Origin of the sequence: Streptomyces hyaluromycini, assembly GCF_002217755.1 — a bacterium.
GTDB lineage: Bacteria > Actinomycetota > Actinomycetes > Streptomycetales > Streptomycetaceae > Streptomyces > Streptomyces hyaluromycini.
In genome coordinates this window covers 390,505-417,270 of sequence record NZ_BCFL01000023.1, presented here as the reverse complement: position 1 = coordinate 417,270, position 26,766 = coordinate 390,505, and the positions used below count along the sequence as shown (strand labels likewise).

Annotated in this window: 23 protein-coding genes; 16 read left to right on the top strand and 7 right to left on the bottom strand. The window is 73.6% G+C overall.

Annotated elements, in window-relative coordinates; all coding sequences use genetic code 11:
• The first annotated feature begins 9 nt into the window (after positions 1-9).
• The 4 genes from SSP29_RS30755 (at position 10) to SSP29_RS30740 (ending at position 3,847) form a co-directional block, all read left to right on the top strand.
• Entirely contained in the window at positions 10-933 is a 924-nt protein-coding gene (locus SSP29_RS30755) for a S66 peptidase family protein (protein ID WP_089104098.1), read from the top strand.
• Positions 934-995: 62 nt separating this feature from the next.
• Positions 996-1,241 carry a LapA family protein gene (locus tag SSP29_RS30750; protein ID WP_089104097.1) on the top strand — a complete coding sequence of 82 codons (246 nt, stop codon included), beginning with the start codon at positions 996-998 and terminating at the stop codon, positions 1,239-1,241.
• Positions 1,242-1,260: 19 nt separating this feature from the next.
• On the top strand, positions 1,261-1,824 hold the full coding sequence (locus SSP29_RS30745; protein ID WP_089104096.1) for a GNAT family N-acetyltransferase: 564 nt from the start codon (positions 1,261-1,263) through the stop codon (positions 1,822-1,824).
• A gap of 73 nt (positions 1,825-1,897) precedes the next feature.
• On the top strand, positions 1,898-3,847 hold the full coding sequence (locus SSP29_RS30740; RefSeq protein WP_089104095.1) for a DUF5107 domain-containing protein: 1,950 nt from the start codon (positions 1,898-1,900) through the stop codon (positions 3,845-3,847).
• On the opposite strand, the gene SSP29_RS30735 is transcribed toward SSP29_RS30740, so the two are convergent.
• Positions 3,848-4,198 carry a VOC family protein gene (locus SSP29_RS30735; protein WP_089104094.1) on the bottom strand — a complete coding sequence of 117 codons (351 nt, stop codon included), beginning with the start codon at positions 4,196-4,198 and terminating at the stop codon, positions 3,848-3,850. It abuts the gene before it with no gap.
• A 387-nt stretch (positions 4,199-4,585) separates the two neighbouring features.
• Between SSP29_RS30735 and SSP29_RS30730 the strand changes: the two genes are divergently transcribed.
• Positions 4,586-6,433, top strand: coding sequence for a transketolase (locus SSP29_RS30730; protein ID WP_089104148.1), 1,848 nt, complete (start codon positions 4,586-4,588; stop codon positions 6,431-6,433).
• A 113-nt stretch (positions 6,434-6,546) separates the two neighbouring features.
• A complete protein-coding gene (locus SSP29_RS30725) occupies positions 6,547-7,236 on the top strand; it encodes a GvpL/GvpF family gas vesicle protein (protein WP_089104093.1) in 690 nt (229 codons plus the stop codon).
• A gap of 24 nt (positions 7,237-7,260) precedes the next feature.
• Here the strand turns inward: SSP29_RS30725 and SSP29_RS30720 are convergent, their stop codons facing one another.
• The 3 genes from SSP29_RS30720 to SSP29_RS30710 all read right to left on the bottom strand — a co-directional run bounded on the left by SSP29_RS30720 (position 7,261) and on the right by SSP29_RS30710 (position 9,926).
• Positions 7,261-7,431 carry a hydrophobic protein gene (locus SSP29_RS30720; RefSeq protein ID WP_089104092.1) on the bottom strand — a complete coding sequence of 57 codons (171 nt, stop codon included), beginning with the start codon at positions 7,429-7,431 and terminating at the stop codon, positions 7,261-7,263.
• 48 nt (positions 7,432-7,479) lie between these two features.
• Complete coding sequence (locus tag SSP29_RS30715) at positions 7,480-8,295, bottom strand: class I SAM-dependent methyltransferase (RefSeq protein ID WP_089104091.1); 816 nt, start codon at positions 8,293-8,295, stop codon at positions 7,480-7,482.
• Positions 8,296-8,438: 143 nt separating this feature from the next.
• Positions 8,439-9,926, bottom strand: coding sequence for a bifunctional phosphatase PAP2/diacylglycerol kinase family protein (locus SSP29_RS30710; RefSeq protein WP_089104090.1), 1,488 nt, complete (start codon positions 9,924-9,926; stop codon positions 8,439-8,441).
• Positions 9,927-9,996: 70 nt separating this feature from the next.
• Between SSP29_RS30710 and SSP29_RS30705 the strand changes: the two genes are divergently transcribed.
• The 6 genes from SSP29_RS30705 (at position 9,997) to SSP29_RS30680 (ending at position 17,009) form a co-directional block, all read left to right on the top strand.
• Positions 9,997-10,638 (top strand): histidine phosphatase family protein, encoded by a 642-nt coding sequence (locus SSP29_RS30705; protein WP_089104089.1) that lies wholly within the window; start codon positions 9,997-9,999, stop codon positions 10,636-10,638.
• Between the two features lie 196 nt (positions 10,639-10,834).
• Positions 10,835-12,454, top strand: a complete 1,620-nt coding sequence (locus SSP29_RS30700; RefSeq protein ID WP_089104088.1) for an ABC-F family ATP-binding cassette domain-containing protein — start codon at positions 10,835-10,837, stop codon at positions 12,452-12,454.
• Between the two features lie 108 nt (positions 12,455-12,562).
• Positions 12,563-12,820, top strand: a complete 258-nt coding sequence (locus tag SSP29_RS30695; RefSeq protein WP_089104087.1) for a DUF6158 family protein — start codon at positions 12,563-12,565, stop codon at positions 12,818-12,820.
• 260 nt (positions 12,821-13,080) lie between these two features.
• On the top strand, positions 13,081-14,445 hold the full coding sequence (locus SSP29_RS30690; RefSeq protein ID WP_089104086.1) for a hypothetical protein: 1,365 nt from the start codon (positions 13,081-13,083) through the stop codon (positions 14,443-14,445).
• A 120-nt stretch (positions 14,446-14,565) separates the two neighbouring features.
• Positions 14,566-15,870, top strand: a complete 1,305-nt coding sequence (locus tag SSP29_RS30685) for an aminotransferase class I/II-fold pyridoxal phosphate-dependent enzyme (protein ID WP_089104085.1) — start codon at positions 14,566-14,568, stop codon at positions 15,868-15,870.
• Entirely contained in the window at positions 15,867-17,009 is a 1,143-nt protein-coding gene (locus tag SSP29_RS30680) for an MBL fold metallo-hydrolase (protein WP_089104084.1), read from the top strand. The genes SSP29_RS30685 and SSP29_RS30680 overlap by 4 nt, the downstream gene beginning before the upstream one ends.
• Before the next feature lie 68 nt (positions 17,010-17,077).
• On the opposite strand, the gene SSP29_RS30675 is transcribed toward SSP29_RS30680, so the two are convergent.
• Both SSP29_RS30675 and SSP29_RS56675 read right to left on the bottom strand, forming a co-directional pair.
• Positions 17,078-17,713, bottom strand: coding sequence for a DedA family protein (locus SSP29_RS30675; RefSeq protein ID WP_438363819.1), 636 nt, complete (start codon positions 17,711-17,713; stop codon positions 17,078-17,080).
• A 5-nt stretch (positions 17,714-17,718) separates the two neighbouring features.
• Positions 17,719-18,492: an MBL fold metallo-hydrolase gene (locus tag SSP29_RS56675; protein WP_089104083.1), complete on the bottom strand. Its 774-nt coding sequence runs from the start codon at positions 18,490-18,492 to the stop codon at positions 17,719-17,721.
• Positions 18,493-18,576: 84 nt separating this feature from the next.
• On the opposite strand from SSP29_RS56675, the gene SSP29_RS56670 reads away from it, so the two are divergent.
• The 4 genes from SSP29_RS56670 to SSP29_RS30650 all read left to right on the top strand — a co-directional run bounded on the left by SSP29_RS56670 (position 18,577) and on the right by SSP29_RS30650 (position 24,251).
• Positions 18,577-19,008, top strand: coding sequence for a hypothetical protein (locus SSP29_RS56670; protein WP_089104082.1), 432 nt, complete (start codon positions 18,577-18,579; stop codon positions 19,006-19,008).
• 131 nt (positions 19,009-19,139) lie between these two features.
• A complete protein-coding gene (locus tag SSP29_RS30660; protein ID WP_150135210.1) occupies positions 19,140-21,200 on the top strand; it encodes an alkaline phosphatase family protein in 2,061 nt (686 codons plus the stop codon).
• A 184-nt stretch (positions 21,201-21,384) separates the two neighbouring features.
• Positions 21,385-22,446: an ATP-binding protein gene (locus tag SSP29_RS30655; RefSeq protein ID WP_089104081.1), complete on the top strand. Its 1,062-nt coding sequence runs from the start codon at positions 21,385-21,387 to the stop codon at positions 22,444-22,446.
• Positions 22,443-24,251 (top strand): vWA domain-containing protein, encoded by a 1,809-nt coding sequence (locus SSP29_RS30650; protein ID WP_089104080.1) that lies wholly within the window; start codon positions 22,443-22,445, stop codon positions 24,249-24,251. Before SSP29_RS30655 ends, SSP29_RS30650 begins: the two co-directional genes overlap by 4 nt.
• Before the next feature lie 20 nt (positions 24,252-24,271).
• Here SSP29_RS30650 and SSP29_RS60990 read toward each other — a convergent pair whose 3' ends face one another.
• A complete protein-coding gene (locus tag SSP29_RS60990; protein ID WP_145968970.1) occupies positions 24,272-26,683 on the bottom strand; it encodes a VWA domain-containing protein in 2,412 nt (803 codons plus the stop codon).
• Between the last annotated feature and the right edge of the window lie 83 nt (positions 26,684-26,766).

The following is a 26,766-nucleotide window of genomic DNA, read 5'->3' as shown; positions in this document are numbered from 1 at the left end:
GCGACTGGAGTGACCGGACTGACCAGGCCGTCGAGGCTCTCCGCCGGAGCGCGGGTGGCCGTCGTGGCGCCGAGCGGGCCGGTGGTGGAGGAGCGGCTCCAGGCGGGCCTCGACATCCTGCGCGGCTGGGACCTGGACCCGGTCGTGGCACCCCATGTGCTCGCCACGGACGGCGAGCTGGGGTACCTCGCGGGCTCCGACGCGGACCGCGCGGCCGACCTCCAGCAGGCCTGGTGCGACCCGTCCGTGTCCGCGGTGCTCTGCGCGCGCGGCGGCTACGGCGCACAGCGCCTCGTCGACCTGCTCGACTGGGAGGCGATGCGCGCGGCCGGCCCGAAGGCGTTCGTCGGCTTCAGCGACGCCACCGTGCTGCACGAGGCGTTCGCGACCCGGCTCGGGCTCGCCACCCTGTACGGGCCGGTGGCCGCGGGCGCCGACTTCGTCAAGAGCACCGAGGCACAGGACCATCTGCGGGCCACCCTCTTCGCCCCGGAGACGGTCCGCACCATCCCCTCCCGGGGCGCCGCGCTGGTGGGCGGCCGGGCCGCGGGCGTCACCGTCGGCGGCTGCCTGCGGCTGCTCGCGGCCGGCCTTGGCACCCCGCACACCCACACCGGCGCCCGCGGCGGACTGCTCGTCCTGGAGGACGTCGGCGAGCGGCCGTACAGCCTCGACCGGAGCATCACCCAGCTGCTGCGGTCCGGCTGGCTCGACGGCGTCGCCGGGATCCTGCTCGGCTCCTGGGACCGGTGCGGGCCCTACGCGGAGGTACGGCCGATGCTCGCCGACCGGCTCGGCGGGCTTGGCGTGCCGGTGGTCGAGGAGTTCGGGTTCGGGCACTGCGAGGCGGCCCTGACCATCCCGCTCGGGGTGGCCGCGGAGCTGGACGCGGACGCGGGCACGCTGACCCTGCGGGAACCGGCGCTGCGCTGAGGGCTCACCCGGAGGGCCGCGCCCGGCGGGCGCGGCCGCGTCCCCGGGACCACCCTGGTCGCATGAGCCCGAAGACCTCGGCGAAGCGGGACCGGACCGGCGGCCGGCGCGGTGTGCTGCTGACCCCCGGCAGGATCGCCGTGCTGCTGCTCGGCGTCCTCGGCCTGGTCTTCGTCTTCGAGAACACCCGCGCCACCGAGATCCGGTTCCTGGTCCCCGTGGTCACCACACCTCTGTGGATCGCCCTGCTGGCCACCGGGCTCATCGGCGCGCTCTGCGGGGCGTATTTCATGAAGCGCCGGAGCTAGCTCCGCGTAGGGTGACGGGATGCCGCACACCGCTTCCCACTATCTCGCCGAGGGCCCCCGCGTGGGCATCCGCCACTTCACCTACGAGGACGGAGCCGAGTTCATCGCCCGGGCCCGGGAGAGCAAGGACCTCCACCAGCCCTGGCTGTTCCCGCCCACCACGGACGCGGCCTACGCCGGCTACGCGGGACGGCTGATCGAGGACCGCAGCAAGGCCGGGTTCCTGGTCTGCGAGAAGGGGGCCGGGGAGCACGACGGGACGATCGCCGGGTTCATCAACATCAACAACATCGTCGAGGGCGGCTTCCAGTGCGGTGCGCTCGGCTACGGCGTGTTCGCGCACGCCGCCGGGCGCGGGCTGATGCGCGAGGCGATGGGCCTGGTCGTGGACTACGCCTTCGGGCCGATGCGGCTGCACCGGCTGGAGATCAACGCCCAGCCCGGCAACGCCGCGTCCATCGCGCTCGCCCGCGGTGCCGGGTTCCGGCTGGAGGGCTTCTCACCGAACATGATCTACATCGACGGGGCCTGGCGGGACCACGAACGCTGGGCGATCACGGCGGAGATGCGGACCACCGGCTGACCTCTGCACCGCCCGACCTTTGCGCAATCCTGACCGGCAGCTCCCCTGGCCAGCTCACCCGGTGCCGGGTTCCATGGTGATCGTGACGAGGATCCGACGTGAGGTACTGACCCTGCCCGCGGCGGAGTTGGGCCCGGACAACCCGCTGCCGCCGCTCCGCCCCCTGGAAGAGATCCACCACGTCGACGAGCGCGACCGGGAGGACCTGCCGCGGGACATGGCCCGCCAGCTCGGCTGGGAACCGCTGCGCAGCCTCCTCCCGGTACGGGTCCGCGACGGCTACGGCAGAGCCCGCACGCCCCGTGAGCTCGACGCCCTCGTGATCGAGAACGACCGGCTGCGCGCCACCGTCCTGCCCGGCCTCGGCGGCCGCGTCGCCTCCCTCGTCCACCTGCCCACCGGCCGCGAACTCCTCCACCGCACCCCGGTGTTCCAGCCCGCCAACCTCGCCCTCAACGGCGCCTGGTACGCCGGCGGCATCGAGTGGAACATCGGCGCCACCGGCCACACCACCCTCTCCTGCGCCCCGCTCCACGCGGCCCGCGTCCCCGCCCCCGACGGCGGGGAGATGCTCCGGCTGTGGGAGTGGGAACGGCTGCGCGACCTGCCCTTCCAGGTCGACCTGTGGCTGCCGGACGGCTCCGACTTCCTGTACGCAGGTGTCCGTGTCCGCAACCCGCACGAACACCCGGTGCCGCTCTACTGGTGGTCCAACACGGCCGTACCGGAGGACCGCCGGATCGTCGTCCCGGCCGAGGAGGCCTGGGAGTTCGGGCCCGAGCGCCGACTGCACCGGGTGCCCGTTCCGGCGCACGGCGCCCGACACCCCTACCCGGCCGACTGGTTCTACGACATCCAGGACGGGCGGCGCCGCTGGATCGCCGCACTCGACGCCGAAGGCCACGGCCTGGTGCAGACCTCCACCGACGAACTGCGCGGCCGGAAACAGTTCGTGTGGGGCTCGGGACCCGGTGGCCGGCGCTGGCAGGAGTGGCTCGGCGGACCCGGCACCGGCGGCTACCGCGAGATCCAGGCCGGGCTGGCCCGCACCCAGCTCGAACACGTCCGCCTCGACGCGGAGAGCGAGGTCTCCTGGCTGGAGGCCTACGGCCCGCTGTCGGCAGCACCGCAGGACACCGAGGATCGACTCGAACTCGCCCTGCCGCGCGCCGAGTTCGACGCCGCCCACGCCGCCTGGAAGCCGTACGCCGACACCGAACCCGGCGAACTCCTCGCCACCGGCTCCGGCTGGGGCGCCCTCGAAGTGCTGCGCGCCGACTGGAAGCTGCCCGGCACTCCGTTCGCCGAGCCGACGCTGACCGAGGAACAGGCTCCCTGGCGGGAGCTGCTGCGCACCGGCACGCTGCCCGAACCCCGCCGGGTACGGCCGCCCGGACCGACCCTGGTCGCCCCGCACTGGCGGGACATGCTGGAGACGGCCCCCGCCACCCCGCACACCGAGTACCACCTCGGCGTCGCCCAGTGGCACGCCGGCGACCGCGCCCAGGCCGTCCGCAGCTGGGAACGGGCCCTGCCCCTCGCCCCGTCCCTGTGGCCGCTGCTGCGCTGTCTCGCCGTCGCCGACCAGGAGTACGGGCAGCACGAGCGGGCCGCCGAGCGGTACGCGGACGCCTTCGACGACCTGTGCCGGGAGCTCCCCCACTGCCTGAAGGGCGTGGGAGGTACCCCCACCGACGACGGCGAGGCGTGGACCGCGGCCTGCGCGGCGCTCGGCCGCGAGGCCGTCGAGGCACTGCTGCGGGTACGGCGGGCCGCGGACGCCCGCGCCGTGTGGGAGGCGCTGCTGCCCGCGACCCGGGAGCGCGGCCGCTTCCGGCTCCTGGAGGCGGAGCTGCTCCTCGCGGAGGGCCGGCGGACGGCGGCCCGGGCCGTGTTCGACGCCGGGTTCGAGGTCGCCGACCTGCGCGAGGGGTCGGAGGTGATCGGCCGGCTGTGGGCGCGGCTCGGTGACGAGCCGCTGCCCGCCCGGTACGACTTCCGGATGCGGCCGCAGGGCCTTTGATCAGTCCTGGTGCTGGTCGACGTACTCGAACACCGAGCCGTCCGGGTGCATCGCGATCAGATTGCGGCCGGCGGGCGTGGCCACCGGCCCCGCGATGATCCGGGCGCCGAGGTCGTCCAGCAGCCGGCGGGCCGCGTCGACGTCCTTCACCGCGATCGTCGCGGCCACCTTGCGCAGCACCTCCAGCTCCGCCTCGGGTCCGCTCATCAGAAGGAAGGAGCCGACCGCGGCGACCTGGACGCCGCCACGCTCGAAACGTTGGGCTCTGCCGCCGGAGAGGCGTTCGTAGAACGGGATCGCGGTTTCGATGTCGTCGACGCAGATGCGCAGGGAGGCGCCCAGAATCTCCATGCCCGCGAGCCTAGTTGCCGCGGGCCGGGATGGCGTCACCTCCGGTGATCTCCTGGTACGGCTTTTCCGGGTCGGTTGGGTGGGCCCAGGATGTCGCTGCCAGCTGCGGGCCGGTGGGGGCTGGTCGCGCAGTTCCCCGCGCCCCTTGGGGCGCGCTTGCGTGGGGCGCGCTCGCGCAGGGGTGCGCTTGCGCGGGGGCGCTTCGACGCGCGGGGTTTGAGGGCCCCGCCTAGGGTTACCTGGTACGGCCTGGATCTCGCCGTGTCTTTGGAGGCGCACCGTGAGGCGTCGACCCCGGAACGTGACCGCACCGAGATCGCCCTGCCGACCCCACCGGCCGCCCCGGTGGCCCCGATCCGGCACGGACCGTCCCCCGGAAGGAGCCCCATGAACACCGCCGAACTCGTCGAACTCGCCCAGCAGTTGCGCGTGGACAGCGTGCGGGCGGCCGCCGCGGCCGAGTCCGGGCATCCCACCTCGTCGATGTCCGCCGCCGATCTGATGGCGGTCCTGCTCGCCCGCCATCTGCGCTACGACTTCGAGCGGCCCGACCACCCCGGAAACGACCGCTTCGTCCTCTCCAAGGGCCACGCCTCCCCGCTGCTGTACGCCGCCTACAAGGCGGCCGGTGCCATCGACGACGCCGAACTGCTCACCTTCCGGCAGCTCGGCAGCCATCTGGAGGGGCACCCGACCCCGCGCCGGCTGCCGTGGGTGGAGACCGCCACCGGCTCCCTCGGCCAGGGCCTGCCGGTCGGTGTCGGCATCGCGCTGTCCGGGAAGCGGCTGGAGCACGGCCGCTACCGGGTCTGGGTGCTGTGCGGGGACAGCGAGCTGGCGGAGGGCTCCGTGTGGGAGGCCGTCGAGCACGCCGGGTACGAGCACCTGGACAACCTCACCGCGATCGTGGACGTCAACCGGCTCGGCCAGCGCGGACCCACCCGGCACGGCCACGACCTCTCCGCCTACGCCCGCCGCTTCCAGGCCTTCGGCTGGCACACCGTGGAGATCGACGGGCACGACGTGGACGCCGTCGACCGCGCCTGCGGCGAGGCCGAGGCCACCGCCGGACAGCCCACCGTGATCCTCGCCCGCACCCGCAAGGGCAGGGGCGTCGCCGCCGTCGAGGACCGCGAGGGCATGCACGGCAAGCCGCTGCCGCACGCCGAGGAGGCCATCGCCGAACTCGGCGGGGTACGGGACCTGTACGTTCATGTGCAGGAGCCGCCGGCGGCCCGTGCGCTGCACTCCGTGCCCACGGGGCCGATCGAACTGCCGCGCTACGACAGGGGGGACGAGGTCCCCACCCGCGATGCCTTCGGGAAGGCGCTCGTCGCGCTCGGCCACGCCCGCGCCGACGTCGTCGCGCTGGACGGCGAGGTCGGCGACTCCACCCGCACCGAGCTCTTCGGCAAGGAACACCCCGACCGCTACTTCGAGTTCTACATCGCCGAACAGCAACTCGTGGCCGCCGCCGTCGGCATGGCCACCCGAGGCTGGGTGCCGTACGCCGCCACCTTCGCCGCCTTCCTCACCCGGGCCTACGACTTCGTCCGCATGGCCGCCGTCAGCGGCAGCGGGATCAACCTGGTCGGCTCGCACGCGGGCGTGGCCATCGGGCAGGACGGGCCGTCCCAGATGGGCCTGGAGGACCTGGCGATGTTCCGCGCGGTGTACGGCTCGACCGTGCTCTATCCGTGCGACGCCAACCAGACCGCCAAGCTCGTCGCGGCCATGGCCGGGCTCGACGGCATCCGCTATCTGCGCACCTCGCGCGGCGCGAGCCCGGTGATCTACGGCCCGGACGAGGAGTTCCCGGTGGGCGGCAGCAAGGTGCTGCGCTCCTCCGAGGAGGACCGGCTGACCGTGGTCGCCGCCGGGGTCACCCTGCACGAGGCGCTGAAGGCCGCCGACCTGCTCGCCGAGGACGGCATCCGGATCCGGGTCGTCGACCTGTACTCCGTCAAGCCCGTCGACCGGCGGACGCTGCGCCGCGCCGCCGAGGAGACCGGTTGTCTGCTCACCGTCGAGGACCACCACGAGGAGGGCGGGCTCGGCGACGCGGTCGCGGAGGCGTTCGCCGACGGCAGGCCCGTACCGCGGCTGGTCCGGCTCGGCGTGCGCACCATGCCGGGTTCGGCCGCGCCCGATCAGCAGCTGCACGCCGCCGGGATCGACGCCGATGCGATCGCGTCGGCCGGGCGGCTGCTGGTCGGGGAGGCGGTCGTGCGCTGAGCCGCGGACTCCGGCCGCGCTCGGTGCCGGGCGGAGACTATGAGGAGGGCCGGGAGAAGGGTCAGGAGAAGGCCCGGGAGAAGGGTCAGGAGGAAGGGTCAGGAGGAGGACAGATGACAGCACAGGGCGGACTCCGGTACGTGTACGCCGTCTGCCGTCCGTTCGCGGCGGCCCTGCAGGCCCAGCTCACCGGCGTGGCCGGCGCCCCGCCGGGACTCCTCAGACACCATGGCCTGGTCGCCGTCGTCAGCACCGTCCCGGAGGGGGACTTCGCCGACGAGCCGCTGCGGGACCATCTGGAGGACCCGGAGTGGCTGGCCGCGACCGCCCGTGCCCACCAGGGCGTGATCGACGCGCTCACCACGGTCACCACACCGCTGCCGCTCGGGCCGGCCACGGTCTTCCGGGACGACAGCGGCGTCCGGACCATGATGGAGGCCCGCGAGACCTACTTCCTGCAGACCCTCGACCGGCTCGAAGGACGGGTCGAGTGGGGTGTGCGGGTGTACAGCCCCGTCGACCCGCCCGAGAAGGCGGCGCGGGCCGGCGAGGAATTCGCCCGTATTCTGCACGAGCGGCTTTCCGGGCGCGCCGAGGATTCCAGGCTTTTCGGGACGTCCGTACAGAGACTGCTCGACGCTGCCTATCTGGTGCCGCGCGCGGATTCCGAGGAATTCGTCGAACTGCTCGACCGCACGAAGGACATGGCACCGGAAATACGGGTGGAGCTCAGCGGGCCGTGGGCGGCCTATTCCTTCACGGAACCGACCGCCGAGCCGACGGGGCCGGCCGCGCGTGGCTGATTCCGGCCCCGTCGGCCGGTGGTGTCACCACCGGTACCAGCGGCCCCTGCCGCCGGCGCCGGTCGTGCCGCGCACCAGGAATCCGAGGAGCCACAGCACGAGCATGACGAGCGCGATCCACCAGAGCAGTTTCACTGCGAATCCGGCACCGAAGAGAATCAGCACCAGAAGCAGTACCAGCAGGATGGGAACCATGGTGTGAACCTCCTGCAAAGCTGGTTTCCCGAAATCCGCGGATCAGGCTCACTTGCGGCAGAGAATTTCTCCGTGCAGTACGGCGAACCAGCCGTCCTCCTGCCCCGCCCACTCCCGCCAGGCCGCCGCGATCGCCTCCAGCTGCTCCGTGGTCGCGTGGCCGCCCGCGACGGCCAGCCCGGCGTAGGACGAGGCGACCGTGCGGTCCGCCCACAGCCCGCCCCACCAGGCCCGCTCCTCGGCCGTGCTGTACGTCCAGGTGCCGGAGGTGGCCGTGATGTCGGTGAGTCCCGCCGTCAGTGCCCATGACCTCAGCCGCCGCCCGGCGTCCGGCTCGCCCCCGTTGGCGCGGGCCACCCGCCGGTACAGCTCCAGCCAGTCGTCCAGCCCCGGCACCGCCGGATACCAGGTCATCGCCGCGTAGTCCCCGTCGCGTGCGGCGATGAAGCCGCCGGGCTTGGTGACCCGGCGCATCTCGCGCAGCGCCTGCACCGGGTCGCCCACGTGCTGGAGCACCTGGTGGGCGTGGACCACGCAGAACGTGTCGTCCGGGTAGTCCAGCGCGTGGACGTCGGCGACCGCGAAGTCCACATTCGTCAGTCCGCGCCCGGCGGCGGTCGCCCGGGCCTGCTCCAGGATGCCCGGCGCGTGGTCGACGCCGGTGACATGGCCGTCGGGCACCAGCGCGGCCAGGTCGGCGGTGATGGTGCCGGGGCCGCAGCCGATGTCCAGGATCTTCATGTGGGGCTTGAGCGAACCCGCCAGATACGCGGCCGAGTTGGCGACGGTTCGCGAGGTGTGGGAACGGAGCACCGACTCGTGGTGCCCGTGCGTGTAGACAGCGGTCTCCTGCGGCTTCGACATGGCTCGACCCCTTCGCGTCACACCGGCGGACGGGGCCGGACGACCCCGCCTCGCGGTATCCGCAACGCTACGCCCGCGTGCCGAATGATGAGACCCGCGTTTTGCGATATGGACTGACGGTTCGTCATGAAGGGTTCGGCGTGTCAGGGCAGCGGCCGGTACACGGTCAGTGCCTCCGGCAGCTTCTCCACGGTCATCTCGCCCGCCACATCGGTGACTTCGCCGTCGTACGCGAGCGGTGTGCCGGCCGCGATGCCGGTCAGGCGCAGCCGGCTCACCCGGGCCTCGGCGTGGGCGGGGGATCGGGTGAGCGGGCCGGCGAGGGCGGCTGAGAGCAGGCGGAGCGTGGGGTGCCGGCCGCCGTGCACCACGCGTACGTCGAGCTGCCCGTCCGCCAGGTCGGTGCGGCGGCCCGGGGTCAGAGCCAGTCGGTGGTAGAGGCAGTTGCCGACGAACAGCAGCCACAACGGGTGGGTCTCGCCCCGCAGTTCGACCCGGAGCGGATGCCGGTCCGTGCGCAGCACGCGCAGCACGGCCAGCACCTCGGCGGGCCAGGCGCCGATGCGGTGCGACCAGCGTTCCCGCTCCCGGACCAGCTCCGGATAGACGCCCAGGCTCAGCGTGTTGAGGAAGACGCCCTCCCGGTCGCCGGAGGTGAAGCGGCCGACGTCCACCCGGACCGCCTCGCCCTCGCGCACCGCCCGGCCGAGGTCCCGGCCGTCCTCCACACTCAGGTCGTGGGCGAAGTGGTTGAGGGTGCCGCCGGGCAGCACCGCGAGCGGCAGCCCGTGGCGCAGGGCGATACGGGCCGCCGCGTTCACGGTGCCGTCGCCGCCGCACACCCCGAGCGCCCGCGCCCGCGCCGCCGCCTTCGCCAACTCGGCCTTCACCTCGTCCGGTTCGCACTCCACCAGCTCCGCCTCCGGCAACTCGTGGCGCAGCACCCGTATCCGGTCGGCGCTGCCGGAGGCCCGGTTGGCCACCACCACCAGACCGGCCCCGCCGGGCAGCGCCGGGGCCTGGGCGCGCGGTCGGGGCGGCGGGCCGGTCTGTGCCCGGGTCGGCACCAGCGCTCGTACGGCGAACGCGGCGCCGGCGCCCAGCGCCGCACCCGCGAGCACGTCGCTCGGGAAGTGCACGCCCGTGTACACCCGGGACACGGCGACGGAGAACGCCACCGGCGCCACCACCGCGCCCCATGCCGGGGACTCCAGGGCGACCCCGGTCGCGAAGGCGGCCGCCGACGCGGCGTGCCCGGAGGGGAACGAGGTGGTGATCGGCTGCCGCTTCAGGTGCCGTACCGCGGGCACCGGGTCGAGCAGCGGGCGGGGGCGGCGCACCGAGCGCTTGCCGAGGGTGTTGATGGTCAGGGAGGCCAGGCCGAGCGAGGCCAGGCCGCGGGCGGCGGCCCGGCGGGCCCGGGGCGTGCGGGACGCGGCCACCGCGGCCGCCGCCGCGAACCACAGCACTCCGTGGTTGGCGCTCCGGCTCAGCCGGGGCAGCACCGGCTCGGCGAACGGCCAGTTCCGTGCGGCGGCCGTCTCGAACAGCCGGCAGTCGAGGGCGAGCAACCGGTCGCGCAGCGCGTGCCGGCCGGGCTTCGGGACGGTGAGGTCGACGTCTGGGCTCATGCGGGTGCGGTTACCCTGAAGTGGCACTTTCCTGCCGGCACGCGGTGCGGTCGAGTGAGAGGAACCCTGGATGCGCCTGCTCCTCATACGTCACGGGCAGACCCCGACCAACGTCGACTTCCTGCTCGACACCGCGGTACCGGGTCCCGGTCTGACCGACCTCGGCGAGCAGCAGGCGGAGGCCCTCCCCGGGGCTCTCGCCGGCGAGGACATCGCGGCCCTCTACGTCTCCACCCTCATCCGCACCCAGCTCACCGCCGCCCCGCTGGCCGCCGCCCGCGGTCTCGACCCGGTCGTCCGCGACGGCATCCGGGAGGTCTCCGCCGGCGACCTGGAGCTGCTGCCCGGCTACTCCGAGCGGGGCGAGGAGTACATGCGGACCGTGTTCGCCTGGGCGGCCGGGGACACCGCGCTGCGCATGCCCGGCGGGGAGACCGGGGACGAGGTCCTGGGCCGCTACGACGCCGTGATCGCCGAGGCCGCCGCGAGCGGCGCCGGGACGGTCGCCGTGATCAGCCACGGCGCCGCGATCCGCCTCTGGACGGCGGCCCGCGCCGGCAACGTCGACGTCCCCTATGCGGCCTCCCGCCCCCTCGAGAACACGGGCGTGGTGATCCTGGAGGGCTCCCCGGCCGACGGCTGGAAGGCCGTGTCCTGGGAGGGGGCGGTGGTGGAGCCTGCGGGGCAGCCGTTGGAGTCCGCCGCGGAGTAGGGGCGCCGACGTGTTCGGCTGCGGGTGCGTCGTGGTTGCTCGCGCAGTTCCCCGCGCCCCTTTGGGGCGCGTTGCGGTGGCGCCCCTACAGGGGCGCGGGGAACTGCGCGACCAGCCCGCACCGGGCCCGCGGCCGAAGACGTCGGGCAGATAACGGTTTGCCCCAGGTCGGGGGCGCCCCGCAGAATCCCTGACCATGGGACATCTGGAAGCCGCGCATCTCGAGTACTACCTCCCCGACGGGAGGGCGCTGCTCGGCGATGTGTCGTTCCGGGTGGGCGAGGGGGCCGTCGTCGCCCTCGTCGGACCCAACGGCGCCGGCAAGACCACCCTCCTGCGGCTGATCTCCGGCGAGCTGAAACCGCACGGCGGGACGGTGACCGTGAGCGGCGGTCTCGGGGTGATGCGCCAGTTCGTGGGTTCCGTACGGGACGAGACGACCGTGCGTGACCTGCTGGTGTCCGTCGCACCGCCCGGGATCCGGGAGGCCGCGCAGACCGTCGACCGGGCCGAGCACGGCATCATGACCGTCGACGACGAGGCGGCCCAGCTGCGGTACGCGCAGGCCCTCGCCGACTGGGCCGAGGTGCGCGGGTACGAGCACGAGACCCTCTGGGACATGTGCACCACGGCCGCGCTCGGGGTGCCGTACGAGAAGGCCCAGTGGCGGCAGGTGCGCACCCTCTCCGGCGGTGAGCAGAAGAGGCTGGTGCTGGAGGCGCTGTTCCGGGGCACCGACCAGGTGCTGCTGCTCGACGAGCCGGACAACTACCTGGACGTGCCCGGCAAACGCTGGCTGGAACAGCAGCTGAAGGAGACCCGCAAGACGGTCCTGTTCGTCTCCCACGACCGCGAACTCCTCGCCCGCTCCGCCGAGAAGATCATCTCCGTGGAGCCCTCGCCGACCGGCGCCGACGCCTGGGTGCACGGCGGCGGCTTCGCCACCTACCACGAGGCCCGGCGCGAACGCTTCGCCCGCTTCGAGGAGTTGCGCCGCCGCTGGGACGAGAAGCACGCCCAGCTGAAGAAACTGGTGCTGAGTCTCCGTCAGGCCGCCTCCATCTCCCACGAGCTGGCGTCCCGGTACGCGGCCGCCCAGACCCGCCTGCGCAAGTTCGAGGAGGCCGGCCCGCCGCCCGAGCCGCCGCGCGAGCAGGACATCAGGATGCGCATCAAGGGCGGCCGTACCGGCGTACGCGCCGTCACCTGCGCGCAGCTCGAACTCACCGGCCTGATGAAACCCTTCGACCTGGAGGTCTTCTACGGCGAACGGGTCGCCGTCCTCGGCTCCAACGGCTCCGGCAAGTCGCACTTCCTGCGGCTGCTGGCCGGCGAGGACGTGGCGCACACGGGGGCGTGGAAGCTGGGCGCGCGGGTGGTGCCCGGGCACTTCGCGCAGACCCACGCCCACCCCGAACTGGAGGGCCGCACGCTGCTGGACATCCTGTGGACGGAGCACTCCCAGGACCGCGGCGCGGCGATGTCCCGGCTGCGCCGCTACGAACTCACCCAGCAGTCCGAACAGAACTTCGATCGGCTGTCGGGCGGCCAGCAGGCCCGGTTCCAGATCCTCCTGCTGGAACTGCAGGGCGTGACAGCACTGCTCCTGGACGAGCCGACCGACAACCTCGACCTGGAGTCCGCCGAGGCCCTCCAGGAGGGTCTGGAGGCGTTCGACGGCACGGTGCTCGCCGTCACCCACGACCGCTGGTTCGCCCGCTCCTTCGACCGCTACCTGGTCTTCGGCAGCGACGGCCGGGTCCGTGAGACCCCGGAGCCGGTGTGGGACGAGCGCCGGGTGGAGCGGGCGCGGTAGACAGGCGCGGCAGCGAGGCCTCGTAGGGAGGCCCGTACGCCCGGATGTTCGTACAGTGGAGGCAGGAATCCGGACCGCCGGGACCCACACGACGAGCGGGGTACCACCATGACCGGAGTCGACCCCAGCCGGCTGGACGACCAGCAGCTCATGAAGGAGCTGGAGACCATCCACCGGACGCGCCACGACACCCTGCTGTACGGCTCGAACGACGCGCTGCGGGCCCACAACGAGCGCATGGCCCAGCTGGAGGGCGAGTACCTGCGACGTCATCCGCGCCGTCTCGTCGCCGCCGGCCGGACCCGGGAGGGCGCCCGCGAGCGGAACTGCGCCGAGACGGCCGCGCCGGGCGCCTCCGCGAGCTGAGGCCGCAGTACCGGAGCAAGCACCGCAGCACCGAACGACTCCGCCGACGTCTCGCCGACCATCTCGTCCGCCGGTGGTGGTCTCCGCCTTGCCCGGCGCGGTTCCCGCCTCACCGGACCCGAACCATGGCGTCACTCGAAAGAGGGCGCATGTCCTGCGAATGGGGTCCGGCCGCGCGCGGCGGGGCGTGGGGCGGGCTGTGATGGCTGCGGGGGTACGGGCCCCGTGCCTCCGAGTCGTCCGTGCAAGGAGCTCCGCCCATGCGCCGCACCGTTCGCGCCCTGTCCGTCGCCGTCCTGACGGGTGCCGCGTTCGGCGCCACCGGTACGGCCGTCGCGGCCGCTGGCCCCGCCGCCGAGGTCAGCCCCGGCAGCGCCCGGCCCGGCGCCACCGTCATCGTCTCCGTGACCTGCGACAAGGCCGACGGGCGGGGCGCTGGGCAGGCCCCCTCGGCCATCGACGCCACGTCGTCGGCGTTCGCCGGGCGCACCGTGCGGCTGGCCAGGGTCGACCAGGGCGGCGGGCTCGTCTACCGGGGCACCGCGCAGGTCGTCTCCGGGGACAAACCAGCGAGTTACACGGAGGGGGACGCGGCGGCGGGTGACGTGGCCGGGGCCGCGGCGGGTGACGGGCGCGCCGGCACCCGGACCGTCGACGGGACCTGCCCGGCGGCGAGCGGAGCGCGGGCGCGCCCCTGGAGCACGCACCTGGCGGTCGCCCGGGACGACGCCGGCACGGCTCCCGTGGGCGACAGCGGCACGGCTTTCACGGGCGGCGGCACCGCTTCGGTGGGCGGCGGCGCGGCTTCGGTGGGCGGCGGCGGCGCGGCTTCGGTGAGCGACGTCGGCACGGTTCTGCAGGGCGGCGGTGGCGCCATGCCGCAGGTCGGCGGGGGCACGGCGTCCCAGGGGGACGGAGGAACGGTCGCTCACGGCGACGACGGCACGGTCACCGGCGGGGTCGGGGACTACGGAACGGACTCGCGCGGCGACGACGGCATGTTCACTCGCGGTGACGAGGGCACGGCGGCCCGTGGGGACGACGGAGGCGCCCCGCGCGGGGACGACGGAATGACCCCCCGCGGTGACGAGGGCACGGCTCCTCGCGGTGACGAGGGCACGGCTGTCCGCGGGGACGACGGAGGCGCCCCGCGCGGGGACGTCGGTGCGGCCTCCCGCGGTGACGAGGGCACGGCTCCTCGCGGTGACGAGGGCACGGCTGTCCGCGGGGACGACGGAGGCGCCCCGCGTGGGGACGACGGAATGACCCCCCGTGGTGACGACGGCTCGGCCGCCCGCGGTGACGGGCATGCCGTGGATCCTCGGGGCGAGGGCGGTGACGTCCCCCGGGGGAACGGCGAGCGGCCCTGCGCCGGGGGACAGCAGTCGTGCGGTGGCGGCGACCGGCAGGAGTGCGGCGGGGCGCACGGCGGTGACGGCTCCTGTGCGGTGACGGGAGTGCAGCACGGGGTGGAGGCAGGGGACGGGGGCGCCTACAACACGTCCGTACCGGCGCTGGTCGCGGGCGGGATGCTGATCGCGGCCGCCTGCTGCGGTGCCGCCTACCGGGTGTGCGGCGGCAGGCCGTACCGGCTGTGGGGCGGGAGGTCCGGCGCGGACGGGTGACCGGACCGCCACCGGGTACCCCGGGCGAACACTCCGGCACCGTACGCACCACCCGACGACGGAGCACGGCCCGGCCCGGACCGGACAGCACACGGCACCACGGACTGCGCGGAGGCGGACATGCGGCGGACGGATCCCGGGGGCCACCGGCCGGCGAACGGCACCTCCCCGGAGGAGAGCGGGCCGGCGGCGCCCGAGGGTCACGGACCCGTCCGCTACGGGCCGCCCTTCCCCGACGACGGGCTGCCCGTCCTGCCCGAGCTCGCCGCCGTCCTGGCCGCCGCGGCGAACCGGGGCGCGGAGGAGCCCGTCGGCGGCGGGCCGGCGCTGCTGGACGCGGCCTGCGGCTACTGGGAACGCCGCGGACTGCCCGCCCCGCCCGACCGGGTGACCGCAGGCCCCGGTGCCCCCGCCCTGCTGCTGGCGCTCACCGCAGCGCTCGGCGGTGACGTCCTGGTGCCGCGCCCCTGCGCCGCCTGGTGGGCGCCGTACGCCAGACTCCTCGGCCGGCCCGTCTTCCACGTGGCCACCCCGGCCGAGTCCGGCGGCGCGCCCGACCCGTACGCGCTGCTGGAGACCGTGCGCCGGGTCCGGGACGAGGGCGGCGACCCCCGGCTGCTCGTGCTCTCCGTCGCCGACGATCCCACCGCCACCGTCGCCCCGCCCGAACTGCTGCACGAGACCGTGGAGGCCGCGACCGGCGCGGGACTGCACCTGGTCAGCGACGAGACCTGGCGCGACACCCTGCACGCCCCGGACGCCACCGTGCTGCTCAGCCCCGCCGAGATGCTCCCGGACCGGGTCACCGTCGTCACCGACCTGGCCGGCGCCCTGCTGCCGGCCGGCTGGCCCGCCGCCGTCGCCCGGTTCCCCGAGGGCGCCACCGGTGCGGCCCTGCACGCGCGCGTGCTCGACATCCTCACCGCGCTGGGCGCCCGCCTCGCCGGACCGGTAGCGGTCGCCGCGCGCTACGCGCTCGACGAGCCCGGACCCGTCACCGCCCGCCGGGAGGCCGGCGTACGGCTGCACGCGCGCGTGGCCGCCGCCGCGCACACCGCGGTCGTCGCCGGCGGCGCCCTGGCCCGGCCCCCGCAGGCCGGCCGTCACCTCTACGCCGACCTGGAGCCGCTGCGCGCCGCGCTCGGCACCCACGGGGTCGGCGACGCACAGGAGTTGGAGGACTTCCTGACCGCCCGGCTCGGCCTGCCCGCACCCGGCGGCCACCGCTTCGGCGACGACCTCGGCGCGCTGCGCGTCCGGCTCGCCACCGGGCCGCTGCTGGGCGGCACCGATGCGGAACGCCTGGAATGCCTCACGTCACCCGCACCGTTGGAACTGCCACACGTGCAACGCGCGTTGATGTCCTTGAGGTCCGTACTCGACGATCTCCGCGACGACGCTCAGCGATGGGAGCCTCCTCGATGACGCAGCAGACGCATGAGTCAGGGTCCGCGACGACGACTGCCACCACAACGCCTGCCACCACGACGACTGTCCTCACGACGCCTGCCACGACGACCGGAGAAGCCGGTACCTCCACGGCCCCGACTCCCTGCGCGCCCCCGTTTCCCCCGCTCGCCGAACCCCGCCCGCTGGGCGAACTCCGGGTCTGGCCGCGGACCTTCCACGACCGCCTGACCGCCCCGCTGCCCGGCCTCAAGGCCATGGCCCGGTTCGCCCGCGAGGGCTCCGTCCGCCCCGGCCGCGAGGGCCTCGCCGACGTCCGCCGGCTGCCCTTCGAACCCGGCCCGCTGCCCCGCGCGGACGCCGGCACCGTCTCCGTCACCTGGGCGGGACACGCCAGTTGGGTCCTCCGGATCGGCGGCCTGACCGTCCTCACCGACCCGGTGTGGTCCCGCCGTATCCTCGGCACGCCCGCCCGCGTCACCCCGGTCGGCGTCCCCTGGGAGACCCTGCCGCGCGTCGACGCGGTCGTCATCAGCCACAACCACTACGACCACCTGGACGCCCCCACCCTGCGCCGCCTCCCGCGCGACACCCCGGTGTTCGTGCCGGCCGGGCTCGGCCGCTGGTTCCGGCGCCGCCGTTTCACCACCGTCACCGAGCTGGACTGGTGGGAGGCGGCCGAACTGTCCGGGGTCCGTTTCGACTTCGTCCCCGCCCACCACTGGTCCAAGCGCACCCTCACCGACACCTGTCACAGCCTCTGGGGCGGCTGGGTCCTCACCGCCCCCGACGGCGGACGCGTCTACTTCGCCGGCGACACGGGCTACGGCCACTGGTTCTCCCGCATCGGCCGCCGCTACCCCGGCATCGACCTCGCCCTGATGCCCATCGGCGCCTACGACCCCCGCTGGTGGCTCAGCGACGTCCACCTGGACCCGGAGGAGGCGGTACGGGCGACGGATGACCTGGGCGCGAGGCGCATGGCCCCCATGCACTGGGGCACCTTCATCCTCTCGGCAGAGCCGGTCCTTGAGCCGCTGACGCGCGTACGGGCGGCTTGGGAGCAGGCGAGGCGGGAGCGGGAGGATCTGTGGGACCTGCCGGTGGGAGGTTCAAGGGTTCTGGAGCGGACTTCAGTCCAAAGCGCCCTCGACTAGAGCGCCCCTTCAGGGGCGCGGGGAACTGCGCGACTAGCCACGACGCACCCGCGCCCCGCAACGTACCGTCACCCAGCAGATCGAACCCGGCGCACCACACTCGGCGCCACACCGATGACCACGGTCAGCCCCACCGCTGCCACCACCCCTTCCCACGGCTCCGGAAACAACGACCCACCCAGAATCCCGATCACCTGATACGTCATCGCCCACGCCAGACAGGCCGGCGCATTCCCCCGCGCGAACCGGCGCAACGGCCAGTCGGCCAGCAGACAGGCCAGCATCACCGGGATGCGCCCGGCCGGCACCAGCCGTGACAACACCAGCACGGCAACCCCGTGCTCGGCCAACTTCCCCTGCGCCTGCTCCAGCCGCTCCTCGGGCGCCCGCGCCCGTATCGCCGCCAGCCACCGCGACCCGTTCTTCGACCCCATCCCGCGCCGCCCCAGCCAGTACAGCGCCGCATCCCCCAGGAACGCCGCCAGCGACGCCGTCACGAACACCAGTGCCAGCGCGAACGGCGCCGTCTGATGGAACGCCACCACCGCCGCCGAACTCACCAGCGCCCCCGTCGGCACCACCGGCACCAACGCCCCGATCAGCACCAGCAGGAACAGCGTCGGATACCCGATCGCCTGCTGCGCGGACTCGGTAGAGGTGGAGGTCGCCGCCGTGGAGCCGGCGGCGGCCGCCAGGACCACCAGCAGTCTCACCGCGCGACCTCCAGCCGCACGCTCTCCCCGTGGCCGAGCCTGTGCACCGCCACCTGCGGCGCGTACTCGGCGGCCAGGCGCACGAACTCCTCGCCCGGCGCATGGAATTCGTGCGGGCGCACCGCGTCCATGCCGATCGGCCAGTACGTTCCGTAGTGCACCGGCACCGCACTGCGCGGCGACAGCAGCGCCAGCGCCCGCGCCGCCCGGCCGGCGTCCAGATGCCCCTCGCCGAGGTGCGGCCCCCACCCGCCGACCGGCAGCAGGGCCACGTCCACCGGCCCGACCGCCTCGGCCATCTCGTCGAACAGCCCGGTGTCCCCGGCGAAGTACGTCCGCGCCGCACCCTCGACGACGTATCCGAGGGCGGGGGAGCGGTGCGGGCCGACCGGCAGCCGACGCCCGTCGTGCCGCGCGGGTACGGCTCGTACGACGAGGGGGCCGACGGATATCTCGTCGCCGACGTCCACCTCGGTGATCCGCAGCTGACGGAGCCGACGGAGCGCGGGGACCGCCCGTGGTGCGCCCCGGGGCACGAGCAGGCGCGTGCCCGGGGCGAGCCCGGCGAGCGAGGGCACGTGCAGATGGTCCGCGTGCAGGTGGGAGACGAGCGCGAGGTCCGCGTGACGGGCCTCGGGCGGCGGCGGGGCACCCCGGCGGCGGCGCAGGTGCGCGAGCCGGCGCGCGAACAGAGGATCGGTGAGCAGACGTATGCCCGAATCCTCGATCGTGCAGGTGGCGTGACCCCACCAGGTGATCTCCACCGGCACCTCTTTGCCTCCTTCGCGCGACTCCCCGAAGCCTACGTGCAGGAGTAGGGTCGGCGGCGAAACCCGGAGGTGAGGGGGGACGCCATGGGACAGGTGCGGGGTGCCTCCGTCGGGCTCGTGCCGGTGCGGGTGACCGCGATCGCGAGTCTGACGCCCCTGGAGGAACTGGAGATCGACCCCTTCCTGGTCGACTCCCGCAGCCAGCACGCGATGTGCGCGCGCTGGGCCGTGGAACACGGATACGTCATCGCCCGCGAACTCCTGGTCCGCGGCCTGCGCCACGACCACAGCGCCCTGTGGACGGGCGTCCGCCCGGGCCTCGACGTCTTCGTCGCCCCGAGCAGACGGGTCCTGGAGAGCGCGCTCTCGTCGGTCGAGGACTTCATGGCGGAGTGCGCGAGACGCGGGGTCCGGGTGGAGACGGTGGGCTGCGCGGAACCCCGCTACGACGCCCGGATGAAGGCCATGGTCCACCGCCGCCTGTCGATGCCGACGGCGGGCTACGACGGCAGGTAGGGCCCCCGCCCGCCCGCACTGATCGCCCGCACTGATCGACGCTCACCCGCATCCGGCGCACAGCCGTGTGACAGTGTGGACGGCGGCAGACCCGCGGCCGGCGCGGGTCGCGGACGTGAGGTCGGTGGGGCGTGCGGTGGCGGCGGGTCGTCAGCCAGGTCGGACGGAGCGTCACGGTGTGGGCGGTCTCCACCGTCACCATGCTGGTCCTCGCCGGCATCCTGCCCGACTTCCAGCTCCAGTCCGCCGACGGTGACAGCGCCACCCGCATCGCCGTGACCGCGGCCCTCGGCGCCGGCGCCTTCGGTGTGCTCTCGGCCGTGGTCTGGCCCCTCCTCGTACGGCTCCTGCTGCTCGTGCCCGCCCTCGTCCTCGGCCTGCTCGTCTTCTTCCTCAACGGCTCCCTCCTCCTCGTCGCCCTGCGCATCAACCCCTCCGGGCAGAGCGAGGCGGCGCCGGAGACCGCCGTGATCGTGGCCGCCGTGATGTCCGCCGTCGCCTCCGCCACCGGCGGTGCCCTCGCCGTCCGCGACGACGACGCCTACCGCCGTCGGCTCTCCCGCCTCGCCACCCGCCGCCGCAGATCCCACCCGCCCTGCCCGGCCACCCCCGGCACCGTCTTCCTCCAGCTCGACGGGGTCGGCCACGACGTCCTCACCGCCGCGGTCGCCAAGGGCCTGATGCCGACCGTGGCCGGCTGGCTGGGCGCCGCGGAACAGCAGCCCACCCACCGGCTCACCCCCTGGCGCACCGACTGGTCCAGCCAGACCGGTGCCAGCCAGCTCGGCATCCTGCACGGCTCCAATTTCGACGTCCCCGCCTTCCGCTGGTACGAGAAGGAGCACCGGGAGGTGATGGTCTGCAACCGGCCGACCAGCGCCGCCGAACTCCAGCGCCGGGCGATCGAGCGCACCGCCGACGGGGGGCTGCTCACCCTGGACGGCGCCAGCCGCGGCAACCTCTTCAGCGGCGGCGCCGACGAACAGGCCCTCGTCCTGTCGATAGCCGCCCGCCGCCGCGGCCGGGAGAACCGTTCCCGCGCCGGCTACTTCGCGTACTTCTCCGACCCCGCCAACGCCGTCCGCACCGCACTCTCCTTCTTCGCCGAGGTCGCCCGCGAGATCGGCCAGTCCGCCACGGCCCGGCTCCGCAGGCAGCGCCCGCGCGTCAGACGCGGCGGCCTCTACCCCTTCGTCCGCGCCTTCGCGACCGTCGTCGAACGCGACGTCGTGGTCGCCGCGGTCATGGGCGACCTGCTCGTCGGGCGCAGCGCCGTCTACGCCGACCTGGTCGCCTACGACGAGGTCGCCCACCACTCCGGCCCGCACAGCCGTGACGCCGAGAAGGTGCTGCAACGCCTGGACCGCGCCCTCGCCCTGATCGAGAAGGCCGCGGAGCACGCCCCCCGGCAGTACCGGATCGTCGTCCTCTCCGACCACGGCCAGAGCCCCGGCGAGACCTTCCACACCCGCTACGGCCTCAGCCTCGGCGACCTGGTCCGGGCCGGGTGCGGACTGCACGTGCCGCGGCGCGCCGAGCACACTCACAGCGGCACGGAGGCGCGGGCCGCCGTCCGCGCGGCGCTGCGCAGGCCCGTCGAGGAGCGCGGCGAGAGGCACCGGCCGACCCGGCGCTCGGAGCCGATCGTGCTCGCCTCCGGCAACCTCGGGCTGGTCTCCTTCCCGGACGTGCCGCACCGCATGACCAAGGAGGAGCTGGACGCCCGCCACCCGGCGCTGCTCACCACCCTCGCCAACCATCCCGGCATCGGGTTCCTGCTGGTCCGCAGCGAGGAGCACGGCGGGGTGGTGCTCGGCGCGTACGGCGCGGAGATCCCGCTCGACCGGCTCGACGGCCCTGCGGGGCCGCTGGCCGTGTTCGGGGCGGGCGCCGCCGATGCCGTGCGGCGGACGCACTCCTTTCCGCACACCGCCGACATCATGGTGAACTCGTGGTACGACCCGGAGAGCGGCGAGGTGCTCGCGTTCGAGGAGCAGATCGGGTCGCACGGAGGGCTGGGAGGCGCGCAGGGGCGGCCGTTCCTCCTGTCGCCGGTCTGCGTTTCCGAACCGGTAGGGGAAAGAGAGGAGCTCGTGGGGGCCGAGGCCGTGCATCGGGTGCTGCGGCGGTGGCTTCGGGAGGCGGACGGGCCGCAGGTTCCGTTGTCTGCGGAGGAGGAGAGGGCCGCGTAGTTCGTTCACCGCGGGCCGGTGGGGGCTGGTCGCGCCCACGCGGCGGAGCCGCAAATTGACACAGCCCCGCGCCCCTGAAGGGGCGCTGCAGGCGAGGCTCCTGGAAATTCAGCTGCGTTCGTCATGGCCCCGGCTCACACTGTTCGGGTCGCAAATCTCTCGAACACTCCCAAGGAGCAGCCTCTTGCAGGCAGCCGTGACCGTCACCCCCTCTCGTATCCCCGAACTCCTCCTCGGGCTCGCCACCGTGCGGCCCGTCTTCATCTGGGGCGCGCCCGGGATCGGGAAGTCCTCGCTGGTGCGGGAGTTCGCCGAGTCGCTCGGGCTGGAGTGCGTGAGTCTGCTGGGTACGCAGCTCGCGCCCGAGGACCTGATCGGCGTGCCGCAGATCCGGGACGGGCGATCCGTCTTCTGTCCGCCCGAGTCGATCGCCCGGGACGAGCCGTACTGCCTGTTCCTGGACGAGCTGAACGCGGCCACCCCTGATGTGCAGAAGGCGTTCTACTCGCTGATCCTCGACCGGCGCATCGGGAACTACGAGCTGCCCAAGGGGTCGATCGTGATCGGTGCCGGCAACCGGGCCACCGACAACGCCCTCGCCCGGCCCATCGCCTCCGCGCTCGTCAACCGGCTGGCCCACGTCCATCTGGAGGCCTCGGCGCACGACTGGCTCGCGTGGGCCGCGGGCAACGGCATCCACCCGTGGATCCTGGACCACCTCACCGACCGGCCCGACCACCTGTGGTCCAAGCCGCCGAAGACCGAGGAGCCGTTCTCCACGCCGCGCTCCTGGCACATGCTCTCCGACGCCCTGCACTCCTTCGGGCGCGAGCTGGACGAGGAGACGCTGAAGGTCCTGGCGCACGGCACGCTGACGCCCGCCCACGCCACCGCCTTCTGCGGATACGTCAAGATCGTGCGCAGCCGGTTCGGGATCGAGGCGATCCTGAAGGGGGACGCGGGGTGGCCGAACCGGATCGAGGACCGCGACCTGCTGTACTACCTGGCCGAGTCGTTCCGGGGACGGCTGGTCAAGGAACTGCCCGCCGACAAGGAGCACATGTCGGCGAACGGCCGGCAGACCGCGTACCGAGCCAAGTCGCTGCTGGTGCAACTGGCCGAGATCTCCGTCGAGGTCGCCCAGACCGTCATCGCCTCCGACCCCGACGGCAACCCGGTGCTGCCCGCCTGGTTCCTGATCGAGGCGGCCCGGGACATGCCCCGGCTGGTGGAGGCCAGGCGATGAGCCGAGCCGCCGCCCGCAAGGAGCAGCCGAAGAAGAAGGACCCCGCCGCCGAGAACTTCGCGGCCGGAGTCGAACTGCTGCGTGCCAACCCCGCTCTGCGCGCCGTCGAGTTCACCATCTGCCGGCACGAGAAGTGCGAACTGGCTCCCCACGAAGGGCTGGTGCGCGCCGACTCGGACGGCGTGCTGCACGCGCACTCCACCCGGCGTGCCGAACCCGCCGAGTGGGCCTGGGCGTTGGCGCACTGCACCATCCACCTCGGCTTCGGGCACCTCCCGGCCGCCACCGGGCCGCGCACCCAGCCCGACCGCTACGACCTCGCCGCCCGCTGCGCCGTCGTCAACCGCTTCCTGCAGACCTTCCCGGTCGGCGAGGCCCCCGACCACCTGCCCGTCTCCTACCCGGAGGGCGACGAGGAGCGGCTCGCCGCGGGCTGGCGCCGGACCGGCGGCATCCCGGCCGCCTACGAGCGCGGCGGGACCAGTGGCGGTGAACCCGACCAGCTCCTGCTCTCCTGGAACCAGTGGGCCGGCCAGGTCCCCGACTGGCAGGTGGGGTTCGCGCACGCGCTGACCCGCACCATGTCCCGCGCGATGGACCTGGCCGGCGGCCGCCGCACCTCCATGTCAGGGCCGCCGACCCCGCTGCGCCCCTGGGAACAGGCGCTGAGCTGGTTCGTCTCCTCCTACCCGCTGCTCGGCGGCATCGCGGCCGGCATCAGACTGGTCGCCGACGCCGAACTGGCCCGCGCCCACGACATCGCGATCGCCGCCGTCAACCCCGAGGCCGGCGAGATCTACGTCAACCCGCTCCGCACGATGGACGACGAGGAGTGGCGGTTCGTCCTCGCCCACGAGATGCTGCACGCCGCCCTGCGCCACGGCGACCGCCTCGGCGCCCGCGACCCCTACCTCTTCAACATCGCCTGCGACTACGTCATCAACGGCTGGCTGGTCGAGATGCGCGTCGGCATCATGCCCGAAGGGCTGTTGTACGACCCGGAGTTGAAGGACCTGTCGGCGGAGGAGGTGTACGACCGGATCGCCGGCGACCTGAGAAGGATGCGGCGTCTGGCCACGTTGCGCGGCAAGGGGCGCGGTGACGTGCTGGGCGCACCGATCGGGCCGCCGGGCGCCCGTGTCGACCTCGACGAGTTCTACCGCCGGGGCCTGGGACAGGGCCTGGACCTGCACCGCTCGCAGGGCCGGGGTCTGCTGCCCGGCGGCCTGGTCGAGGAGATCCGCGCGCTCAGCCATCCGCCGCTGCCGTGGGACGCCCGACTCGCCCGGTGGTTCGACGAGTTCGTGCCGCGCCCGGAGGCCGTACGGTCGTACGCCCGCCCCTCGCGCCGGCAGTCGTCGACCCCGGACATCCCGCGCGCGGGCCGGTACTTCCCGCCCGAGGAGGTCGCCCGCTGCACCTTCGGGGTGGTCCTGGACACCTCCGGCTCCATGGACCGCACCCTGCTCGGCAAGGCCCTCGGCGCGATCGCCTCCTACGCCGAGGCCCGTGACGTACCGGCCGCGCGCGTCGTCTTCTGCGACGCGGCACCGCACGACGCCGGCTATCTCCCGACCACCGAGATCGCCGGCCGGGTCCGGGTGCACGGCCGCGGCGGTACCGTCCTGCAGCCCGGCATCGACCTGCTCCAGCGCGCGGACGACTTCCCGCCCACCGCGCCGGTCCTGGTGATCACCGACGGCTGGTGCGACGTCCTGCGGGTCCGCCGCGAGCACGCATACCTGATTCCGGACGGCCGCCGCCTGCCGTTCACCCCCCGTGGGCCGGTCTTCCGGGTGCGGTGAACAGCCGGCGGCTTCCTGTCTCACCAGCGGGGGGAGTACCCCGAGCGCATCCGCCCGAACTCGTTCATCCCATGGATCGCGGAAGCGAATCCGCCGCCGTGCGCATGATCGCTGAAGGACATCACGGTGCCGAGACTGTCGGCGAGCGTCATGAACTTGCGCAGGGTGACCGAGTCGTCCCTGAACTCGGGGGCCGGCACATGGCGATGGGCGATCTGCAGCGTGTTCAGATGGCGCTCCAGCCGTTTCTTCGCCGCCTCCTTGTCGCGGTCGTACAGGTCGTCCAGGGCGTAGAAGGTGACCTCGCTGGTCCACAGGCCGACACCGTGCACCAGTACCGTCTCCTCCGCGAGGGCGTGCCCCAGGGCCAGGTCGAGGGTGTGCCGGCGGCTCTCGCGGGCCTGTGTGTCCACGTACTGCACCACCGCCGTTCCCAGGCCGGCCAGATCCCGGTCCGGGGGCACCCGGACTTCGAGGACCACCCAGTACGTCTCCTCGAAGGCCAGGTCCGGGGCGAAGATCCGGATGCCGCTCTCGCCGGTGATGATGTCGGGCAGCGCCTCCGTGCCGTAGTCCTCCCGGGCCCGGGCGGCCGCCTGCCCGGCCGCCCGGATCACCTCGGCCCTGGCCCTGGGGTCGGTGACCAGGTCGTGCCCGTACACGTGCCAGATCTCGACGGCCGGGTCGATGTCCAGCCGGAGCTGGATGTCGATGGCCGCCAGGTGGTCACGCCGGTTCAGGTCCCCGAGGAGGTCGGCCTTGACCTGCTCGGGCCGGGTCACGAAGGTCGAGTGGCCGCCGGCCAGGCCGGCCAGGGCGGCGAGCTCGGGCATCCGGGCGTCGGAGCCGAAGCCGAAGCAGGACAGGGTGAGATCGCCGCGCAGCCGGGCCGCGATGTTGGTGCGGATCTTGATCCAGTCGCGTTCGCCGGAGGTCGGGTCGCCGTCCGAGAAGAGGTACAGGCAGTTGACCGTGCGGCCGTTCACGGCGTTCCGGCTGATCTCGTCGATGCCGTAGCTCACGCCGAGGTTGATGTCGGTGCCGCCCTCGGCTCTCAGCGCGGAGAGGGCCGCGGTGAACTTGCCGGACCGCTCCAGGTCCTCCTTCGTCGCGGCGGGCAGCACGGTGCGCACCCCGTGGTCGAAGGTGATGATGCCCAGACAGTCCGTGGGGCGGAGCCGGCCGTAGATGGTGTGCAGGGCGGACCTGACCGTGTCGAGTTTCTCCCCGTACATCGAACTGCTGGTGTCCACGACGAAGACGAAGTTGACGGGGAGCGGCTGGGCGGCGGGGCCGGGATCGGACGGGGTCGGGCCCGCCTTGAGCGCGATCTCCACGAAGTGGGTGGTCGCCTCGTTGGCCTTGAACTCACCGGAGACGGCGGCGAGCCCGTGACTCACGGCGACCGCCTCACCGGCTCCCGGCCCGGGTACCTGGCCGTCCCGGGACACCACGAAGTCGTCGAACCGGATGTGCTCCTGGCCGATGATGACCCCCTGCTCGATCAGCTCCTTCGCCCCGAGCACGGAACGCGTCCCGAAGGCGTTGTTACGGCGGACGTAGAGACCGTCGTGGGGGAGGGGACGGCTGGTGTCACGGGGGGTGTGGAAGGGGCCGCTCGGGGGCGAGTAGGGGGAGGCGGGCCGGAGGGGCGAGAGGTGGCTGTAGATCTCAGAGGCCGGGGCGCCCAGCCGCGCGCGAGGTGGCGGGGCCACCCCGGCCGTCGTGGCGGCCGGGGCGGGGGCGGCCGGGGAAGGCGGTGCCCCGTGACTCCGGGGCCTGCCCAGAAGGTAGTTCGTGTGCTCTTCGGCCACTCGGAGTTCCGGCGCCATGGCGCCCGAACTCGTCACGAAGAGGCCGCGTCCGGTCCCGGCCGCCGGATCCGTCAGATCCCAGGAGGCGATCAGCACTCCCCGCCGTAGCCACGGCCACAACCGTGCGTCCGGATCGGACGGTTCCGGGGCGGTCGTGTCCGGGTGGACGAGCACCGTCCACGCCCCGCGGCCCGGGCGGGTACGTGTGGCGGCGAACCGGCCGGCCGCCCGCCATGCGCCGTCGCTGCCGTCAACCGTGAGTTCGACGAACAGGCCGAGCGTGTGCGCGGCTTCTTGGCAGTCACGTTCCCGCGCCTGTTCGGCCAGAGCGATCGCCGAGTACCCGAGTAGCGGCCGGAGTGCCCGTCCCGCCTCGCTCGTGGCCTGCCCCGGAGCACACATCCAGAGTGCCGCGCCCGCACGCAATAAGCTCCACAGCACTGCCCCGCTCTCCGGGTCCGGTACGGCGGGCCCCGGCTCGGGACGGACCAGGAGCACGGCGTCGGGATGGTCCGCGAGCAGTGCGTCGACCTGTTCCGGCGTCCGTGCCACCGGCTCCACCGGGACCAGCCCCAGCGGCAGCGCCTGCTGGCGCACTGCGTAGCCCCGCCGGCTCACCTCCTCGTCGGTTTCACCGTTCCACGCCGGACCGGCATAGAGGATCGCCGGCCGCACAGTCGTCCCCGTTGTGTCTTCACTCG

Bases quoted from the DNA above. Each gene is read 5' to 3' on its own strand.
- SSP29_RS30750 (WP_089104097.1), top strand. From the start codon at position 996: ATGAGCCCGAAGACCTCGGCGAAGCGGGACCGGACCGGCGGCCGGCGC.
- SSP29_RS30745 (WP_089104096.1), top strand. From the start codon at position 1,261: ATGCCGCACACCGCTTCCCACTATCTCGCCGAGGGCCCCCGCGTGGGC.
- SSP29_RS30740 (WP_089104095.1), top strand. From the start codon at position 1,898: ATGGTGATCGTGACGAGGATCCGACGTGAGGTACTGACCCTGCCCGCG.
- SSP29_RS30735 (WP_089104094.1), bottom strand. From the start codon at position 4,198: ATGGAGATTCTGGGCGCCTCCCTGCGCATCTGCGTCGACGACATCGAA.
- SSP29_RS30730 (WP_089104148.1), top strand. From the start codon at position 4,586: ATGAACACCGCCGAACTCGTCGAACTCGCCCAGCAGTTGCGCGTGGAC.
- SSP29_RS30725 (WP_089104093.1), top strand. From the start codon at position 6,547: ATGACAGCACAGGGCGGACTCCGGTACGTGTACGCCGTCTGCCGTCCG.
- SSP29_RS30720 (WP_089104092.1), bottom strand. From the start codon at position 7,431: ATGGTTCCCATCCTGCTGGTACTGCTTCTGGTGCTGATTCTCTTCGGT.
- SSP29_RS30715 (WP_089104091.1), bottom strand. From the start codon at position 8,295: ATGTCGAAGCCGCAGGAGACCGCTGTCTACACGCACGGGCACCACGAG.
- SSP29_RS30710 (WP_089104090.1), bottom strand. From the start codon at position 9,926: ATGAGCCCAGACGTCGACCTCACCGTCCCGAAGCCCGGCCGGCACGCG.
- SSP29_RS30705 (WP_089104089.1), top strand. From the start codon at position 9,997: ATGCGCCTGCTCCTCATACGTCACGGGCAGACCCCGACCAACGTCGAC.
- SSP29_RS30700 (WP_089104088.1), top strand. From the start codon at position 10,835: ATGGGACATCTGGAAGCCGCGCATCTCGAGTACTACCTCCCCGACGGG.
- SSP29_RS30695 (WP_089104087.1), top strand. From the start codon at position 12,563: ATGACCGGAGTCGACCCCAGCCGGCTGGACGACCAGCAGCTCATGAAG.
- SSP29_RS30690 (WP_089104086.1), top strand. From the start codon at position 13,081: ATGCGCCGCACCGTTCGCGCCCTGTCCGTCGCCGTCCTGACGGGTGCC.
- SSP29_RS30685 (WP_089104085.1), top strand. From the start codon at position 14,566: ATGCGGCGGACGGATCCCGGGGGCCACCGGCCGGCGAACGGCACCTCC.
- SSP29_RS30680 (WP_089104084.1), top strand. From the start codon at position 15,867: ATGACGCAGCAGACGCATGAGTCAGGGTCCGCGACGACGACTGCCACC.
- SSP29_RS56670 (WP_089104082.1), top strand. From the start codon at position 18,577: ATGGGACAGGTGCGGGGTGCCTCCGTCGGGCTCGTGCCGGTGCGGGTG.
- SSP29_RS30650 (WP_089104080.1), top strand. From the start codon at position 22,443: ATGAGCCGAGCCGCCGCCCGCAAGGAGCAGCCGAAGAAGAAGGACCCC.